Genomic DNA, 18,237 nt, shown 5'->3' on the forward strand with positions numbered 1-18,237 from the left:
CACTTAAGATTTTCTAAGTTTCTGTCAATCAAATCCTGCATCAACATTAATAAATAACCTAACTAATGGTATTTCTGCTTTAGTTACTTGTTTGGTTATATCTTCAAAAGACATTTCAATATTAAATAAATCATTGTGATTACCTGCTACTAGATCCGACATAGCTAATGGTAGACCTTGACGAGCTGTTGAGTATTATATACTAGTTGTTTTAAATTTTTTATCCATTAATATTCAGTGCCTTAAAAATTAAGTGTGGCTAATATCTAAGTCACCATTACATCAATCTATGTAAGTTTTATTGTTCTTTAACAAATTCCTCCAATATAATTAGCAGATACCAGCTTTACACTATTTACGAAAATAACCAAAATCTGTCTTATAATGCAGTACTTCTGTACTAAATAAAGTTTTAACAGATAAATAACTCCATTGAATACATGTTTTGAATTTATATAATATAGTATTAACTATTTTATAAAGAGGAGATTTAGATCCTCTTTTAGTGTTGGTAAATACGGAACTATCTTTAATTTTATACTATCTTTATCAAGTACTACGTATAAATTTTGTTTGTTTAGCAACGCAAAGGTTTACAGTACTTCTTTATTCTACAAAAGTCAAGACGACCTCATAATACTAACATTATATTGGCTTTTAGATTTATTTTTTATTAGTAGATTTGTTACTATAAATACTTGAAATAAATGATCAAATTCAATAAAGAAACTAAAAAGCTTGAAATAACAGATAATCAAAAAGGACGCTTAACATCTTCTAGGATTATGTCTTCTGCTATCCTAATCTTAGGAGCGGCCAGACTATATACTGCTAACTGGCAACAACCTAAAGAGATGGATTATGTATTCTGCATTATTGTAGCTACCTTCTTATATATTACAGTAAAGAACTTCTTAATACAAACTGCTGTTGACTCTATAGACAAATATGATATTAAGTATGTGAAGATGCCAAAAGCATTAGGTACTAAAGCGGTGATAAAACTGAATAATAGAAAGACTAGAGATGTGTTTGGACTTAAAACTCCTGATGCTAAGAATGCATTCAGAAAGGTCTTAAACGATGCTAAAATAAAAGTGATTAATTAATGGCTGTTGTTAAAAAGCATTATTGTGATTTCTGTAATGAGCTACCTTTAGATTCTGACAATCCTAATAAGTACTATCACGATTATGAATATGGCTTCGAATTAACGGATGACAATGCGCTGTTTGAACGATTTGTTTTAGAAATAAACCAAGCAGGGCTGAGCTGGAATACTATTCTTCAAAAAAGGAAAAGCTTCCAAAAAGCTTATGTAGGGTTTGATATAGACAAGGTGGCTAATTTTACGCAGGTTGATATTGATCGATTATTACAAGATAGCGGGATTATTCGCAATAAACTAAAGGTTAATGCTGCCATCTATAATGCTAATCAAATCATCGTGTTACAAAAAGAATTCGGAAGCTTTAAGAATTGGTTAGACCTACATAAAGAGCATACACTAGAGGAATGGGTAAAGTTGTTTAAAAAACACTTTAAGTTTGTAGGAGGAGAGATTGTAAATGAGTTTTTAATGAGTACAGCTTATTTGCCAGGGTCACATCGAGTAGACTGTCCTATCCATAAAAATACAAGATTTTACTTAGACAAGTAAAATAGAGATACAATCACTGGAATGCAGTAGTTTAAAATTTAACTCTCAAAGTAAGTTACTTTGGGGGTTTTTTGGTTAATATTGCATGATCATTTCATTATAAAATAGCCAAATGGAGAATCAATTGGGGTTAAGAACAGTTACTGTTACTAGGTATATTATGCCACTGCGAGAAGGAGGTTCACTTCCTGCACTTGCAGATGCTGATGACGACTTTAAATATGTATTAAAATTTAGAGGAGCTGGTCATGGTATCAAAGCATTAATTGCTGAATTATTAGGTGGTTTAATCGCTAAGAAATTAGGGTTGAATGTACCTGAATTAGTCTTTGCTGAGCTAGATGAGGCTTTTGGTAGAACAGAAGCAGATGAAGAAATACAAGATCTACTACAGTTTAGTAAAGGTTTAAATCTAGGTCTTCACTTCTTATCTGGAGCTTTGACTTACGACCCTTCTGCTTTAGAGATAGAAAGTAAATTAGCTTCTCAAATTGTGTGGCTAGATGCTTTTATCACCAATGTAGACCGTACATTTAGAAATACGAATATGCTAATCTGGCATAAAGAGTTGTGGCTAATAGATCATGGCGCTTCTTTTTACTTCCATCATTCCTTTACGAATTGGGAAAAAAGTGCGTTGACTCCTTTCTCATTTATAAAGGATCACGTATTATTACCTGTGGCAAAAGAGCTAGATATAGTGGATAAAGAGTTTAAAGTATTACTTCAAGAAGAAGACCTTAAATGTATTACAGATCAGATACCTACTGATTGGTTAGAATGGGAAGAAAGCGATTTGACCCCTGAAGAGATAAGAAGTGTTTATTTCTCTTTTTTAAAGAACAGATTAGCGAATTCTGATCTATTTGTTAACGAAGCAAAAAAACATCAAGATGCAGGTATATGAGTATGCAATAATAAGGTACACTCCTAAAGTAGAACGAGAAGAGTTTATCAATATTGGGGTATTAGTATTCTGTAAGGCTAAGCGAATGTTGATCTCTTCATTTCATTTAGACAAGAAGAAGATTGAATGCTTCGAAAGCGAGTTAGACTTTGACACTTTAAAAGACCACGTAGATGCTTTTGAGCGCATCGCAAAGGGACAGTGTAAAATATCACCTATAGGAACTTTAGATGCGGCAGAACGCTTTAGATGGCTAACCGCTGTAAAGAGCTCTTGTATACAATCTTCTCGTCCACATCCTGGTATGTCTGAAGATATGGAGGAAGTGTTAACTAGACTTTTTAAAGAATTAGTATTATAAGATGCCACTGTACTACCTTAAAGATAAAATAATAAAGCAAACTACGTTCATCCTTAAAAGATTGCCTTTTTGGGTTAGTTTCATAGCGTTGTTTTTAATGATATACGATTTAGGTTTTAATACACTTAACGATTATCATTACCACTTAAATGTTTTTTACAATATTTGTTTGAGCATCGGGATGCTTGCTATCGTTAGACGTTATTTTAATAAAGATAACCACGAGACTTTAGGAGTGAAGATATTTGACTGTTTTAGTATTGTATTGTTTTTAATCTTGATTATAGCCAGATGGCAGCCTGAGCATACTATAAGGTTCTTTGACAGCAATGCTGTTATTTCGTTTGGTTTATTCCTAATGTTAGTAAGGGAGTTTTCTGTCTTACAGTTAAACTTAAAACAGACTAGAATGAACCCTGCTCAGCTATTTGTTGTCAGTTTTCTATTAATCATTTTTATAGGAGCATTCATGCTTTCTTTCCCTAAAGCGACGAATACACCAGGTAGTATGCGTTATATAGATGCTCTATTTACGGCTACGAGCGCTGTGTGTGTAACGGGGTTATCTACAGTAGATATCGGTGCGCAGTTCACTATATTTGGAAAGACGGTGATGATCTTTTTAATGGAATGTGGGGGACTTGGAATCATGACCTTAGCGAGTTACTTTAGTTTTTTCTTTAGAGGAAAAGCCTCTTATGGAAATCAATTAGTACTTAAGGATATGTCTTATATCGATAAACTAGGAGACGTATTCGCTACGCTGAAACGAATCATTATTATATCAGGTATTATACAGTTTATAGGGATGATCGCGATATTTATCAGTATACGCCATCAGCATTTTGAATCTTTGTTTGACAGAGTGTTTTTCTCTATTTTTCATGCTGTATCAGCCTTCTGTAATGCGGGATTCTCTACTTTACCAGAGAACTTGTACACTTTTGAATACCGTTTTAATTACCCATTGCATTTAATTATAGCAGGATTATTCATTATGGGAGGATTAGGATTCCCGATTGTATTTAATGTATACAAGTATGTAAAACACCTGATTATCAATAAGATTCTCCCTTTTAGCATGAAGGAAGCGAAGATTCATATTCCTCGTGTTATTAATTTAAGTACTCGTATTATCTTAATCACTACAGCTGTATTAATCGTAGGAGGTACTGCAGTAGTCTATATCTCAGAATATAATAATACGCTAGCAGAGCACAGTGGCTTCGGAAAGTTAGTCACAGCATTCTTTACAGCTACTTCACCACGTACTGCGGGTTTTGCGACAGTAGATAATAATCTATTTACTACTTCTACATTCTTGGTCGTGATTCTATTAATGTGGATTGGGGCATCACCAGTATCAACAGGAGGGGGGATTAAAACAAGTACTTTTGCTATCGCTGTCTTAAATATCTGGGCCTTAATGAAAGGTAGATCTAGAATAGAAGTATACAGAAGAGAAGTGGATCAGCTGTCTGTACAACGTGCTTTTGCGATTATATTCTTATCTTTATTTGTGATAGGAATAGCTATTTTTGCGCTCTCGTTTTTTGAGCCCAAGACAGATTTATTAAGATTAGCATATGAGGCATTCTCTGCTTATAGTACATCAGGATTAAGTACAGGGATTACAGCTCAGCTGACAGACCCTAGTAAAGTAACTCTGATTATGCTTATGTTTATTGGACGAGTGAGTATGCTTACCATTCTAATAGCAATAAGCAAAAAAGAAAAATTAACGAATTATAGATATCCAACAGAAGAGATTCTGATTAACTAATATAGGACATGAAATATATTATTATTGGTTTAGGAAATTTTGGTGCATCATTAGCACAAAAACTTACAGAACAAGGAAATGAAGTAATAGGTGTAGACAAAAGTATGGCTAGGGTAGATGCTTATAAGGATATGATATCTCATACTATCTGTCTAGACTCTACTGATCAATATATGATGTCTGGACTACCTCTAGCGAATACAGATATCGTGATCGTAGCAATAGGTGAAGATCAAGGAGCTAATATTATGACTACGGCTGTTCTAAAAAATCTAAATGTGAAAAGGCTTATCAGTAGAGCTATTAGTCCTGTACATGAGAATGTCTTACAAGCCATAGGAGTAGATGAAATCGTACACCCTGAAGAAGAAACAGCAGAGAGATGGGCGAAGAAATTATGTATAAAAGGGGTAGTAGATTCTTATGAGATTAACGGACGATACAGTATCGTAGAAATCACGGTGTCTGATCGTTTTGCTGGAAGAACATTAGGAGAGATAGGTTTTAGAACTAATTATAACTTAGTCGTTCTTACAACACTTAAAGTCAAAGAAGAAAAGAGCTTTATCGGGATGCATAAGAAAATACATGAAGTACAAGGTATTGCTTCTTATGAAACAGTATTGAATAAAGGAGATATCATGGTTATTTATGGTGATAACAGAGATATTAAAAAAATATTAGCAGAATAATCTAAAATCATAAAGAAATGGGAGAGCAAGTTTTAAACGATCTGTTTTGGTTAAAAGATAGAGCAGAGGAGATGCCAGTACTATTTGTGGGGCATGGCTCTCCTATGAATGCTATAGAGGACAATGAGTTCTCTCAATATTGGAAGAACTTAGGGAGACAATTGCCTAAGCCAGAAGCGATCTTAGTAGTCTCTGCCCATTGGTTAACAAAGGGAACACTAGTTACTGCTAATTCTACTTTAGAAACAATTCACGATTTTAGAGGTTTTCCAAAAGTGTTATTTGATGTTGAATACAATGTAAAAGGAAATCCTATTCTGGCAAATGAGATAACTCTTCTAAGCGAACATCAAGATATACACGAAGATTTAACTTGGGGATTAGATCATGGGGCATGGTCTATACTGTGTCATTTATTTCCTGAGGCAAATATTCCTGTATTGCAATTAAGCATAGATTATTACAAAGGTCCTGAATATCATCTAGAAATAGGAAAACAATTAAAAGCCCTTAGAAAAAAAGGAGTATTAATAATAGGTAGTGGAAATATCGTACACAATCTATCTGCTCTAGACTGGCATAATATGAATAAAGACAATTATGCATTTGATTGGGCAATAGAGAGTAATGAATTAGTAAAACAGGCAATCCTCGATAGATCTTTTACAGACCTATTAGATTATAAAAATAAAGGTGTAAGTATGCAATATGCAGTACCTACACCTGATCATTATTATCCGTTATTATATATTCTAGGTCTGACAAATAGTAGTGATAACATCCACATCTTTAATGATAAATATGTAGGTGGATCCTTAAGTATGACTTCTTACTTGTTTGGGTAAGTTTAGTATAAGTACATTTCCATTTCTACTTGTTCTAGATAAGGTTCTCCACCTATAGATTTAAAGAAAGAATGAATACCAAAGTTTTGTCCATCTATATTTGTGATATAGAAGTTTCTATCATTACCTATTAATTCTTTAATAAGATAAGAAGCTATTCCTTTACGTCTATATCCTTCTTTTACCCAAATTTGAAGGATTTTATTACTGCGTTGGTCATATATTAAATATCCTAATGTGGTAGTGCCATTAAGTGTTGCTTTGCGCATCGTTAGGCTAGTCTCAAAGTTATTCACACAGAACTCATTATTCTCCCATGTAGGGATAATATCTTTTTCTGCAAAATAGATAAGGTACTCATAATATGGCAAATTATTAATTTGCAAACCTTCTATTTCTTCAAACTTAGCACTTTTTACATTCGTTACCCCTTTAACTGAATTAACCACTCTCCACTTCTTAAAGCCTATTTTACGATAGGACTTACAAGCAGTTTCGTTAGAACTAATTACTTCCAGGTTAATCTTACGCATGTTAAAGCTCTTAAACAGTGGTATGGCATAATCATACATTTTAGTAGTCAAGTTATTTCCTCTAAACGAAGGTAATACTCCTGTACCCGCATTGTATAAGTAATCATTATTCTTACCATGAAGAATAAATCCAACTAATTCTTTATTACAAAAAGCCCCTACAGAAATTGTTAAATCGATTCCCTCAGCTTTAATTTTGTCTTTTAATTGTTCCAATGTTAATCGCATAGGAACAGTATAATCTGAAAAAGACTTGTTAAAAACCAATAAAAGCTCTTCTAAGTTTATATTCTTTAAAAAACGATATTGAAAACTATAAGTCATACACTTCCTTAATCAATTTATTTATAATATTTGACGATGAGTCTCTTCTGGCATAATGGGAATTAGTTCCGCACCAAAGAGAATTAAAATTATGAAATTTTTTTTGTTTTGCAAAACTTCTTAATTTTTGTGTTAAAATATTTTGAATAGGATACAAAGGTATGTTTTTATTATCATAATCTATCATTTTCACAAATTTATTAAGAATACCTCTAGCAAATTTACCAGAAAAAGACTTGGTCAAAACAGTTTCAACTGCCCCTCCTTTGTGTAAAAGATCTTTTTGATAGTCCATAGCAGTGCTTTCGTCCGCTGTAATAAATAGAGAACCATAACATACCATAGCAGCTCCCTTATCTAAATAATTTCGACCAATTAGTCCATCGTATAAACCACCTGCTACAAATAAGGGTTTCTGTACGATAGGTAATACGCTATTAAACAATTCTTCTAATGGGAGGTTATCTTCTAAAGAATCTTTCAGAAAAGTACCTCTATGACCTCCTGCTTCGATACCTTGAAGAATAATAGCATCGATACCCTTGTTATCTAAATAAATAGCTTCTTCTACTGTAGTGGCTGTACCTATTAAATATATATCTAGGTCGTGTAGTTCTTTTATCTCTTGATCTGTAAAACAGCCAAAAGTAAAAGCAAGATAGGGAAGGCCTAGTTCTTTTACTACTTCTAGATTACCTTGATACGTCTCTTGATCAAAGTCGGTAATTGTAGTATGAGAATATCCTATTTCCTTGCCTATCTCACTTAATGTATGTTGCATATCATCAATCTCTCTTTGATCAATATCAACTATAGGATTAAGAAACATATTAACGATAAAAGGCTTGTCTGTTAAAGACTGCGTTTTTCTGATTAACTCTCTGCTTAAGCCAGGAGGGAAGCCACCTAATGGAAGTGTACCTATACAACCTGAGTTACTTACTGCTGCTACCATCTCTGGTGTAGCTACTCCTAACATAGGAGCTTGGCAAATAGCATAATCTGTACCGAAAATAATGTTTGCTTTTTTCATAATCTATATTTTTAGAGTTCCATATCTCCTACGGGGTAATCTCCGAAATGATGAGAAAGATGAATAGTCTTATAGGTCAGTGTAGAATATTTATTAGAGAACAAGATGATACATACATTATCTTTAGCTAGTCTTATATATGAAGAAGTATTTCCTCTCCACCAGCCATTGTGATACGTATATATATCGCCATTGTCCATCTCTAATAATCTTATTCCTAACCCATAATTTCTATTTCCTTTTTTCTCAAAACTATATCCTTTAAACATTTCTTGTTTAAGGTCAGCACTTAGGAAATTATCAGAATATAAAGCAGTATCTAACTTCAGAAAATCTCTAGGAGTGGTATAGATGTTTTTGTCTCCATAAGTTCCATCCATATAGTCCCATCTCATTAGTTTCTTCCCTCCAGAGAAAGATTGTGTTACTTCATTCTTTTTGCTTAGATCATCGAAAACAAAACTGTGGCTCATCTCTAACGGATCAAAGATTAACTCTCTTACAGTCTCTCTAAATGTCTTCTGAGTGATTCTCTCTACAATAGACGCTAATAATACATAGTTAGTATTACTATACGTAAATCGAGTATTAGGCGTGAAGTCTAGTGATACTCTCTTTTTATTAATTACTTTTATTACATCTTCATTTGTAACAGTGGTTTTATTATCCCAGATATTCTTATAATATCCATAATACCCCAAACCACTTCTGTGACTTAACAAGGTTCTTACCGTTATCTCAGGATAAGGAAATCCTTCTATAATCTCAGATACGCTCTGGTTAAGGTCTAATCTACCACTGTCTACTAATCTTAGAATAGTAACGGCTGTGATAACCTTACCAACAGAAGCAACATGCATAGAGGTCTCGCTTCCTATAGAGTCGTTTCCACTTCTATCTGATACTCCAGAATAGTTCTCATAAATAACCTGACCATTCTTAGCCACTAGGAAACTACCTGTATATCCGTTTTTATTAATATTATCGTTATAAAAATTCTCTATAATATGAGCCTTCTCTAAAATATAATCTGTAGTAACTTCTGGAAACTCCACTTTATAAGGGTTATCCACACGTACATTATGTTCTTTTATGATAGGAATATTTGTAGCTAATTCTTTATTCTCTTGGCATGCATATAGAGATAATGCCGCCATTATTGTTATTGCAAAATATCTTTTATTAATCATTCGTTCTTCTAAGTAAAAGACCAGTTAGAGTGATTTTATAACTGGTCTTATTTTAATATCTTATAACTACTGTATTCTCAATTGTTCTTTCGTTTTTTTAAGTAATCCATCTTTGTGTAAAAGCACTGAAATAGACTTTAATTTCATGTATGGAATACTCATGTAAATATAACCATCATTTCCTACACGATCACTATTTGGTCCCCATGAATTTTTAACTTTATAGTAAATATTTCCTTTTTGATCTTTTACTTTTCCTACGATGTGCATGAGGTGATCATCTTGGGTATTAAAGTTATAAAACTCTTGTAATCTGTAATCAGCAGTAATCTCTTTCTCTTTAATAATCTCTGTTAAGCCTTTTTCTATATCAGCATTGTCATTAGGAATAAAAGCGATTCCGTATTTACCAGAGAAAGTCTTTTCTGAAACATCACAATCTAAAGAAAGTGTATAACCATTATCTAAAGCGTAATCAATATTAGCAATATACTCATCTAAAGGAAGATTATACATACTACCATTAGAGAAATTATCTGGAATATTAAGAATAAACGAAGAATAATTCTTTTTATTTTGGAAAGAAGAAATTGTTATATACTCATCAGGATTAAGGGTAGTCATTTTCAAGAAACTTTCAGGAGTATACTTTATACCTTGATAAGTAAACTCTTTAATATTACTTCCCATATACATATCTAATACGTGCTCAGTTAGTTCTTTCCAATTACTAGAAATAGGAGCGTCACTCTTAGCATAAGCATCTATTAGACTCTTTAATACCTTAAAAAGCTCTTTATGATCATAGGTTTCTTGTCCTACTAGCCCAGAATACGCTTCTACAGGAACTAATCCATAATCTCTCATACTGTTAATCACATCGTGAGCTAAACCACCTTCACCGAATTGAGTTTTACCTTGTCTTAGAATGTAGTTTTCTATTTTTTTAGGATATGTATTTCTAACGTTATACATCTCAGAAAGGTCAATGTGCTTGTTGGTTTTTCTAATTATTTCAGATTCTAAGAATGAAGAAGTACTAAAGCTCCAGCAAGTTCCTGTTTTTCCTTGACTGATAACAGGTGTACCTTGAATATCTACAATGTTTTGAAAATCATACTTTTGAGCATGTACTCCTAATCCTAAAAATAGGATAGATAGTGAGAATAGTGTTTTTTTCATGGATTATAATGTTTTGGAATGGCAATATAATGCAAAAAATAGGTTATTTTTACCCTAAATTAAAAAACATTATGAGTAAGATTCAATGGGAAACAGCTATCGAGTTTGAGGATATTACATACAAAAAGTGTGATGGAGTAGCTCGTATTGCTTTTAATAGACCGGAGGTTCGCAATGCTTTTAGACCAAAAACAACTAGTGAACTATATCGTGCATTCTATGATGCACAAGAAGATACATCTATCGGAGTAGTATTATTATCTGCAGAAGGGCCATCACCTAAAGATGGAGTTTATTCGTTCTGTAGTGGAGGAGATCAAAAGGCTAGAGGGCATCAAGGATATGTAGGAGATGATGGTATGCATCGTCTAAATATCTTAGAAGTACAACGTCTTATCAGATTTATGCCTAAGGTAGTAATCGCTGTAGTTCCAGGATGGGCTGTAGGAGGAGGGCATAGCTTACATGTAGTATGTGATATGACTCTAGCGAGTAAAGAACACGCTATCTTTAAACAAACTGATGCTGATGTAACAAGTTTTGATGGTGGATATGGTTCTGCATATTTAGCTAAAATGGTGGGTCAGAAAAAAGCAAGAGAGATCTTCTTCTTAGGTAGAAACTATTCTGCTCAAGAAGCTTTCGAAATGGGAATGGTAAATGCTGTCATTCCTCATGCAGAATTAGAAGATACTGCTTATGAATGGGCACAAGAGGTATTGGCTAAATCACCTACTTCTATCAAGATGCTTAAGTTCGCGATGAACTTAACAGACGATGGAATGGTAGGTCAACAGGTATTCGCAGGTGAGGCAACTCGTCTAGCTTATATGACTGATGAAGCTATAGAAGGAAGAAATGCATTCTTAGAAAAGAGAAAGCCTAACTTCCCTAAAAAATGGATTCCATAGTAGTTTATATCTAATAAACTCTAGAGATATAGAAGCCATCCAAATATTTGGATGGCTTTTTTATATAAGCTAAGGAGGGAAGTATACTAAAATTTAAACAAGGATGAAGTCTATAGGGTATATTTTGGTATTCTTTTCCTAAAAAGTCCAAAAACTTCCACTTTTTTCCTAAAAAGGGCATTTTAAAAAATATAACTAATTGATTTTTAGTAATATAATGTATTTCAATATCCTCTTTGTTCGGAAGGTATTCGGTAAAGTTCAGTGTTTGTTCGGAACAGAGGCCTTTTTTCCGAAGAACCCCCAAAGAGTGCCCAATGACTCTCCGAAGAAACTTTATTTAGATAGTTATTAGATCAGTATCTATAAGTACCTAACTTACTTATCAAAAACCTATTTCTTTTTTCTAAAGAACCTCATTCTTATTAAAAAAAAGAAGTGTTTATCAGCTAATTCTACTCTCTTATCTTATTCAAATCCTCTATATTAGCAATCCTATAAACTAGATTCAAGGCTTCATATTTACTTAAATTATTACTTTACATAATATGTAATATGTGCTGAAAATAAATAAGTTACAAATAATAATAAATGGTTATAACTTATTGTTATGGGGTAGAATAAAGGAATTTAAAAGAAAATAAATAGGGCAGAATACTGTTCTAAAAAGTTTTTAAATAACTTCTGACTTTATACCCTTAATTCTTGAATAACTTTTTAACTTTACTACAAACCAGGAGACAGTAGAAAATGGCAAAATTAATATTAAGAAGAAAAAAAGCATTTGTAGAGCGATTTAGAAATTATACTATTTTCTTAGATGGAGAGAAAATAGGGTCTATAGCTAATGGAACAGAAATGACTTTTGATATCTCAGAAGGAAAACATATTCTTAGTACCAAAATAGACTGGAATACATCTAATGCTATTATTTTTGAAATAGCAGAAGATCAAACTTTGACTTTCTCTGTAAAAGGAGCTAATCCACTTTATGCTTTATATTATACCTTCGCCAAACCACATAAATATCTCAAGCTAAAACTTATTGGTTAAGCTATCGTATAAATATTAGTAGATAGACTCATAGAAACGTTATCGTATCTCATAAATTCTATTTAATTTTGGCTTCTAATACCTTTCTAAATGCAATAAGCTTTTAGTATTACTTAAATATATAGATGATAAAAATTAAAGCATGGGTAGGTGCTGCAAGATTGCGTACTTTACCTCTTTCTGTTTCTGGAATAATCGTTGGTAGTGCGTGTGCATATCCTTATTTTTCTACAAATACTTCTTTTCTAAGTATCTTTTCCTTTGCAATATTGACAACTTTATTACTTCAGATTCTTTCAAATTTTGCAAATGATTATGGAGATGGAGTAAAAGGGACAGATAATGAAACTCGTATAGGCCCACAGAGAGCTTTACAGAGCGGTTTAATCACTCCTAAGGAAATGAAAAAAGGAGTAATCATTACTTCGTTATTATCGCTTATTTCTGCTTTGGTTCTAATTTATATTTCTTTTGGTAAGGATAATTTTTTCACTTCTATCTTTTTCTTTGTTTTAGGAGTAGCCTGTGTTGCAGCAGCTATTAAATATACAGTAGGATCAGGAGCATACGGATATAAAGGATTAGGAGATTTATTTGTGTTTATCTTCTTTGGTTTAGTGAGTGTGTTGGGATCTTTCTATCTATATGGTCAAGTATTTGATTATTGGGTAATCTTACCTGCTATAGCTGTAGGAAATCTAAGTATAGCTGTATTAAATATTAATAATATGCGAGATTTAGAATCTGACAAATTAGTTGGTAAAAACACATTAGCTGTAAAGTTAGGTAGACAGGGCGCTAAACAGTATCATTATTTTATTGTTCTGTTTGCTTTAATAGCTTTCATCGTTTATGGAATACATGCTAATTTCTCAATAGTAAAATATTTCTTTGTAATCGCTTATATTCCTTTATTAAAACACTTAATTTTTGTAAAGAAAAACAGAGAACCTAGAGAATTAGATTCACAAATGAAAATAGTAGCATTAAGTACTTTTTTACTTTCGGTATTATTTTCAATAGCTTTAATACTTTAAAAATTAGAATTATGGAAATTACGTATTATGGACATGCCTGTTTAGGTATTAAAATAGAAGATATTAATATCATAGTGGATCCTTTTATATCAGGGAACCCACTACCTGCCGCTAAAGGAATAGATGTAGATGCTATAAAAGTAGACTATATTCTTATCACTCATGCTCATGGAGATCATATAGCTGATGTAGAGCGTATAGCTAAGAATAATCCAGAGGCAGTTATAGTATCTAATGCAGAAATAGCAGGACATTATGAAGCAAAAGGTTTTCAGGCTCACCCTATGAACCATGGTGGGTCATGGATGTTTGACTTTGGAAAATTAAAATATACTCCAGCTATCCACTCAAGTTCTTTTCCTGATGGAAGTTATGGAGGACAACCTGGTGGGTTCGTAATAGAAAGTAAAAATAAGAATATCTATATAGCTGGTGATACATCTCTTACTATGGATATGAAGTTAATACCTATGTTTACGAATCTAGACTTGGCTATTTTGCCAATAGGAAGTAACTTCACTATGGATATAGATGAGGCTGTTATCGCTTCAGACTTTGTTAAATGTGATAAAGTCTTAGGATATCACTTTGATACATTTGGTTATATAGAGATAGATCATGAAGAAGCTAAACGTAAGTTCTTTGAGAAAGGAAAAGACCTAATGCTTTTAAATATTGGAGAAAGCTTGACTTTATAGTTATGATTGCTAGATATAAAAGACATAATTTAATATTCAAGAGACCTTCTGGTACCTCTAGAGGAATTCTTACAGAGAAAGAAACTTGGTATATTATATTAGAAGATAATAATAAGATAGGAATAGGAGAGTGCGGTATACTGCGCTCTCTTAGTTTTGATGATAGACCTGATTATGAAGAAAAGCTACAGTGGACAGTAAAAAACATTCACTTAGGTAAGGAGAAACTTTGGGAAGAACTAAGAGACTGGCCGTCTATACAGTTTGGTGTAGAACAAGCTTTTCTTTCTTTAGAAAGTAAGAATCCTTTTATCTTATTTCCTTCTGATTTTACAGAGCATAAAGATGCTATAGCCATTAATGGTTTAGTATGGATGGGAGAGGAGGCCTTCATGAAAGAACAGATAGATGAAAAACTAAAAGAAGGCTTTAATTGTGTTAAGTTAAAGATTGGCGCTATTGATTTTGATAAAGAGCTTGGTTTACTTCAGTATATAAGAAAACATTTCTCTGCAGAACAAATAGAGTTAAGAGTAGATGCTAATGGAGGCTTTCATCCTGAAGAGGCTCTATTTAAACTAGAACAGTTAAGTACATTAAATCTTCACAGTATAGAGCAACCTATAAAACAACATCAAGAATATCAAATGGAAGAGTTATGTAAAATAACTCCGCTTCCTATAGCTTTAGATGAAGAATTAATAGGCGTTACTAGTTATACTGATAAGGCAGCTCTTTTAGATAAAATTATGCCTCAATACATTATCTTAAAGCCAAGTCTAGTAGGAGGGTTTAAAGGTAGTCTTGAATGGATAAAATTAGCTAAAGAAAGAAATATTGGTTGGTGGATAACTTCTGCATTAGAAAGTAATATCGGTCTTAATGCTATAGCTCAATGGACTTATACACTTGAGTCTAATATGCCTCAAGGACTAGGAACAGGATCACTTTATATAAATAATATAAACGCTCCATTAGTAGTTAAAAATGGGGCATTGTGGTATGATGATCAAATTCAATGGGATCATTCAATCTTAGATAATTAAAAAACAAAAAAACAGCAACAAATATATTTGTCGCTGTTTTTTTGTTCATTTTTAAGCTATTATGATTTTCTGTATTCATCAGGTGATACTCCTACATATTTTTTGAAAAATCTTGAGAAATAGGAATTGTCCTTAAAACTTAGTTTATATGCTATTTCTCCAGCAGATAGGTTAGTATTAACTAATAGTCTTTTACTTTCTAATAAAATACGACTTCTTATAATTTCGCCTGCAGACTGCCCTTTAATCTTTTGACATATCGCATTTAGATAGTTAGGAGTAACGTATAATAGCTTAGCATATTCTTTAGGGAACCTGAGTTCATAGAAGTTTTTCTCAACTAAGTGTTCAAATTGTTTTATAAGGTTAGTAGGCTGTAACTGTGTATATGAAAAATTGTATTCTTCGTTTACTTGCTTCTTTATTAGAAGCAATAATTCAAGGATGTATATGCGAATTAGATTAAGATCTATACTTTCTTTTATTTGAAATTCAAAAGTTATTTTGTCAAATATGTTAACTATAGTTGAGTATTGCTTTAAGATGTTAAGTTTAGTATGTTCAGAGTTATACTCAAAAAAAGGTAATAACTGAATAAAATCTTTATTTAATAGAAAGGATGAAAAGAAGTCTGCTGTAAAATTAATAATAAACCCTTGAGTTGTTTCATTAAAATCCCATCTGTGAACTTGCCCTGGAGCCAAAAAGAAAATATCACCTTTAGTTACAGAATAAGTTCGATTATCTATATGATGAATTCCTGTACCATTGGTTATAAGTAGTATTTGATAAAAAGCATGTTGGTGTGCAATTGAAACAACATTATTCCTCATTTGAATAATTCGATGCAAGTCAAAAATCACACAATCTTTTAAAACATTATTTTGGTCTAATAGATCACAACTATTATATCTAGGTATCTTTTTCATATTACTTATAAAAGTTATCAAAACTTAAAATATTAAATATACTATAATATTTTGTACAAAATTAATAAATTTTAAACAATATAAGAACAATTAGATATACTTAGCTATTAGTTATATCTATATTAGATACTGTATTTGTATAATACATATTATGTAAAATAGATTATTTTAATGTTAATACTACTTCCTATTCTAAGTTATTATAAAGTATATTTGTATCAATTATAAATTACATCTAATGCTCTATCTTATACTTAGTATTTTAAGTAGTATTTCTGTTGGAGTTCTGTTTAAGCTTTTAAAAAAAGAAAAAACTAATATATTTCAGATAATTATCTTAAACTATATTACTACAGTACTTCTATCATTCTTCATTTTTAAACCCTCAACTGTATCTATTATTGAATTTCCAATATTTCTTATTGTGGGCTTGGGAATTTTGTTGCCAACTATATTTCTAGTACAATATTTTAGTATTAAAAATACAGGTATTATTAAAACGGATATTGCTCAAAGAATGTCCCTATTTATTCCAATATTAGCATCTGTATTTATTTTTAAAGAAAATATTTCTAATTTAAAATATCTTGCCTTATTAATAGGCTTTATTTCTATAGGTTTCATCTTAAATAAAAACGATAATAATGAAGTAAAGAGCAAAAACAATTATTTTTATTTACTTTTTGTTTTTATTGGTTTTGGAGTAATAGATGTATGTTTTAAGCAAGTCGCCTTATATAGTTCAATACCCTACACTTCTACTCTATTTTACATATTTTCTTGTTCTCTAATTCTTTCTTTAATTTCTTATAGTGCTTACTTACTTATTAAAAGAATTAATTTTAAAGTAAGTACAAGGACTTTACTATTTGGAAGCTTAGTAGGTTTATTAAACTTTATGAATATCTACTTCTACTTAAATGCACATAAAGCTTTTTCTGATAATCCGACTGTAGTCTTTGCAGGAATGAATTATGGAGTTATTCTTTTAGGTACGCTTATAGGATATTTTGCTTTTAAAGAAAAGTTATCTAAGCTTAATATTATTGGGCTATCATTAGCTGTTGTTTCAATAGCATTACTGATTTATAGTCAGCTCAACTAAAAAAGGAGGAAAACAGTTAAATGTTTTCCTCCTTTTTTATAACCATTCAATAAGGGAAATCCCTAATCCTATATTGGTTTGTTTCCAATTATAATCTATCATTGTTTCTCCATATCCTCTATTAACAACTAAAAATGCTTTTAGATTATTCTTTATTGGATATGCCCACGTAAATTCAGCAAAGCTCTTATAATGATTATTAAACTTTAAATTATTTCTAAGCATTAAAGTAAATAGCTGCCCATTCTTTTCTCTATAACCTATAGTGAATTCAGCCCTTCCTATATAATCTGATATTTTTGGATTATCATCTGACTTTCTTTTTTCAGGTAATCTAATCCACGGTTTAGCAAGAAAGGTCCAATTCTTATATTCAGCAGCTACATGCATCGTGATTCTATTCCAACTTCTAGAATAAGGTAAACTCTTACCATTAGATTGATGATTAAACCCTACACCTACCATTTTAAACTTAAACTCGTTAATAGCGTAATTTAAAGGATAGTTAAATATAATCTCAGGTTCGTAATTTAACTCTCTAAAAGGTCTCGATTCTTTATCATTATAAGCTTGCCAATTAGCTGTTTGGGTAAAACCTAACCAAATATCTCCCTTTCCTAAAATTAAACCAGTAGCGATTTTGGTTTTAAAGCTGATCTGAAATCTTATCTCTGTTTTGTTATAATCTATTGGCTCTGTAGCTGAATTATTACTATTAAAACTAGTAGGCATTTCATTAGGACGACTAGACCATCTAGCAGGTAATAAATACATCTGCTTATAAGGAGTGATGGTAAATGTTTTATTTTTAGTCTCAGGGTCTAACTCCCATCTTTCACTAATCCCTTTGACTCTTCTATCTTTTTCAAATAAAAGATCATCTCCTTCTTGAGCAAACCCTATCTGTAAGAAGCATAAACTAGCAATAATAACTTTATAATTCATAAG

The 18,237-nt window shown here is 31.8% G+C and carries 20 protein-coding genes; 13 read left to right on the forward strand and 7 right to left on the reverse strand.

The window, feature by feature from the left end; all coding sequences use genetic code 11:
* Window positions 1-24 precede the first annotated feature (24 nt).
* Window positions 25-162, reverse strand: a complete 138-nt coding sequence (locus MODO_RS19295) for a hypothetical protein (RefSeq protein WP_155601578.1) — start codon at window positions 160-162, stop codon at window positions 25-27.
* A 545-nt stretch (window positions 163-707) separates the two neighbouring features.
* Between MODO_RS19295 and MODO_RS15655 the strand changes: the two genes are divergently transcribed.
* The 7 genes from MODO_RS15655 (at window position 708) to ygiD (ending at window position 6,248) form a co-directional block, all read left to right on the forward strand.
* Window positions 708-1,109, forward strand: coding sequence for a hypothetical protein (locus MODO_RS15655; protein ID WP_006265320.1), 402 nt, complete (start codon window positions 708-710; stop codon window positions 1,107-1,109).
* Entirely contained in the window at window positions 1,109-1,660 is a 552-nt protein-coding gene (locus MODO_RS15660) for a DNA-3-methyladenine glycosylase I (protein WP_025125758.1), read from the forward strand. The genes MODO_RS15655 and MODO_RS15660 overlap by 1 nt, the downstream gene beginning before the upstream one ends.
* 112 nt (window positions 1,661-1,772) lie before the next feature.
* Complete coding sequence (locus MODO_RS15665) at window positions 1,773-2,567, forward strand: HipA family kinase (protein WP_006258835.1); 795 nt, start codon at window positions 1,773-1,775, stop codon at window positions 2,565-2,567.
* Window positions 2,554-2,928, forward strand: coding sequence for a DUF3037 domain-containing protein (locus tag MODO_RS15670; RefSeq protein WP_006258834.1), 375 nt, complete (start codon window positions 2,554-2,556; stop codon window positions 2,926-2,928). The genes MODO_RS15665 and MODO_RS15670 overlap by 14 nt, the downstream gene beginning before the upstream one ends.
* A 1-nt stretch (window position 2,929) precedes the next feature.
* The gene (locus MODO_RS15675; protein ID WP_006258833.1) at window positions 2,930-4,711 is read left to right on the forward strand and encodes a TrkH family potassium uptake protein; all 1,782 of its coding nucleotides are present in this window, start codon (window positions 2,930-2,932) and stop codon (window positions 4,709-4,711) included.
* Between the two features lie 8 nt (window positions 4,712-4,719).
* A complete protein-coding gene (locus MODO_RS15680; RefSeq protein ID WP_006265324.1) occupies window positions 4,720-5,403 on the forward strand; it encodes a potassium channel family protein in 684 nt (227 codons plus the stop codon).
* A gap of 17 nt (window positions 5,404-5,420) precedes the next feature.
* Entirely contained in the window at window positions 5,421-6,248 is an 828-nt protein-coding gene (gene ygiD / locus MODO_RS15685; protein ID WP_006258831.1) for a 4,5-DOPA-extradiol-dioxygenase, read from the forward strand.
* Window positions 6,249-6,250: 2 nt separating this feature from the next.
* Here ygiD and MODO_RS15690 read toward each other — a convergent pair whose 3' ends face one another.
* The 4 genes from MODO_RS15690 to MODO_RS15705 form a co-directional block, all read right to left on the reverse strand.
* Window positions 6,251-7,105, reverse strand: coding sequence for a GNAT family N-acetyltransferase (locus MODO_RS15690; protein WP_006261236.1), 855 nt, complete (start codon window positions 7,103-7,105; stop codon window positions 6,251-6,253).
* Entirely contained in the window at window positions 7,095-8,138 is a 1,044-nt protein-coding gene (locus MODO_RS15695) for an NAD(P)H-dependent flavin oxidoreductase (RefSeq protein WP_059051360.1), read from the reverse strand. The genes MODO_RS15690 and MODO_RS15695 overlap by 11 nt, the downstream gene beginning before the upstream one ends.
* Before the next feature lie 11 nt (window positions 8,139-8,149).
* Entirely contained in the window at window positions 8,150-9,295 is a 1,146-nt protein-coding gene (locus tag MODO_RS15700) for a serine hydrolase domain-containing protein (RefSeq protein WP_059051362.1), read from the reverse strand.
* Window positions 9,296-9,394: 99 nt separating this feature from the next.
* Window positions 9,395-10,510, reverse strand: a complete 1,116-nt coding sequence (locus tag MODO_RS15705; RefSeq protein WP_059051365.1) for a C1 family peptidase — start codon at window positions 10,508-10,510, stop codon at window positions 9,395-9,397.
* A 71-nt stretch (window positions 10,511-10,581) separates the two neighbouring features.
* Here MODO_RS15705 and MODO_RS15710 point away from each other — a divergent pair, with 71 nt between their 5' ends.
* From MODO_RS15710 to MODO_RS15730, 5 genes are all read left to right on the forward strand, one after another.
* Window positions 10,582-11,421: a 1,4-dihydroxy-2-naphthoyl-CoA synthase gene (locus MODO_RS15710; protein ID WP_006258825.1), complete on the forward strand. Its 840-nt coding sequence runs from the start codon at window positions 10,582-10,584 to the stop codon at window positions 11,419-11,421.
* A 750-nt stretch (window positions 11,422-12,171) separates the two neighbouring features.
* The gene (locus tag MODO_RS15715) at window positions 12,172-12,474 is read left to right on the forward strand and encodes a hypothetical protein (protein ID WP_006258824.1); all 303 of its coding nucleotides are present in this window, start codon (window positions 12,172-12,174) and stop codon (window positions 12,472-12,474) included.
* 125 nt (window positions 12,475-12,599) lie between these two features.
* Entirely contained in the window at window positions 12,600-13,511 is a 912-nt protein-coding gene (gene menA, locus MODO_RS15720; protein ID WP_006258823.1) for a 1,4-dihydroxy-2-naphthoate octaprenyltransferase, read from the forward strand.
* An 11-nt stretch (window positions 13,512-13,522) separates the two neighbouring features.
* A complete protein-coding gene (locus MODO_RS15725; RefSeq protein WP_006263612.1) occupies window positions 13,523-14,209 on the forward strand; it encodes a metal-dependent hydrolase in 687 nt (228 codons plus the stop codon).
* Between the two features lie 2 nt (window positions 14,210-14,211).
* A complete protein-coding gene (locus MODO_RS15730; protein WP_006263613.1) occupies window positions 14,212-15,255 on the forward strand; it encodes an o-succinylbenzoate synthase in 1,044 nt (347 codons plus the stop codon).
* A gap of 59 nt (window positions 15,256-15,314) precedes the next feature.
* Here the strand turns inward: MODO_RS15730 and MODO_RS15735 are convergent, their stop codons facing one another.
* Window positions 15,315-16,184 (reverse strand): helix-turn-helix domain-containing protein, encoded by an 870-nt coding sequence (locus tag MODO_RS15735; RefSeq protein ID WP_006263614.1) that lies wholly within the window; start codon window positions 16,182-16,184, stop codon window positions 15,315-15,317.
* A 238-nt stretch (window positions 16,185-16,422) separates the two neighbouring features.
* On the opposite strand from MODO_RS15735, the gene MODO_RS15740 reads away from it, so the two are divergent.
* Window positions 16,423-17,289, forward strand: coding sequence for a DMT family transporter (locus MODO_RS15740; protein WP_059051367.1), 867 nt, complete (start codon window positions 16,423-16,425; stop codon window positions 17,287-17,289).
* 36 nt (window positions 17,290-17,325) lie between these two features.
* Here the strand turns inward: MODO_RS15740 and MODO_RS15745 are convergent, their stop codons facing one another.
* Window positions 17,326-18,234 (reverse strand): phospholipase A, encoded by a 909-nt coding sequence (locus MODO_RS15745; protein WP_016649375.1) that lies wholly within the window; start codon window positions 18,232-18,234, stop codon window positions 17,326-17,328.
* Window positions 18,235-18,237 lie beyond the last annotated feature (3 nt).

It is taken from the genome of Myroides odoratimimus (genome assembly GCF_001485415.1).
GTDB classification, from domain to species: Bacteria; Bacteroidota; Bacteroidia; order Flavobacteriales; family Flavobacteriaceae; genus Flavobacterium; species Flavobacterium odoratimimum.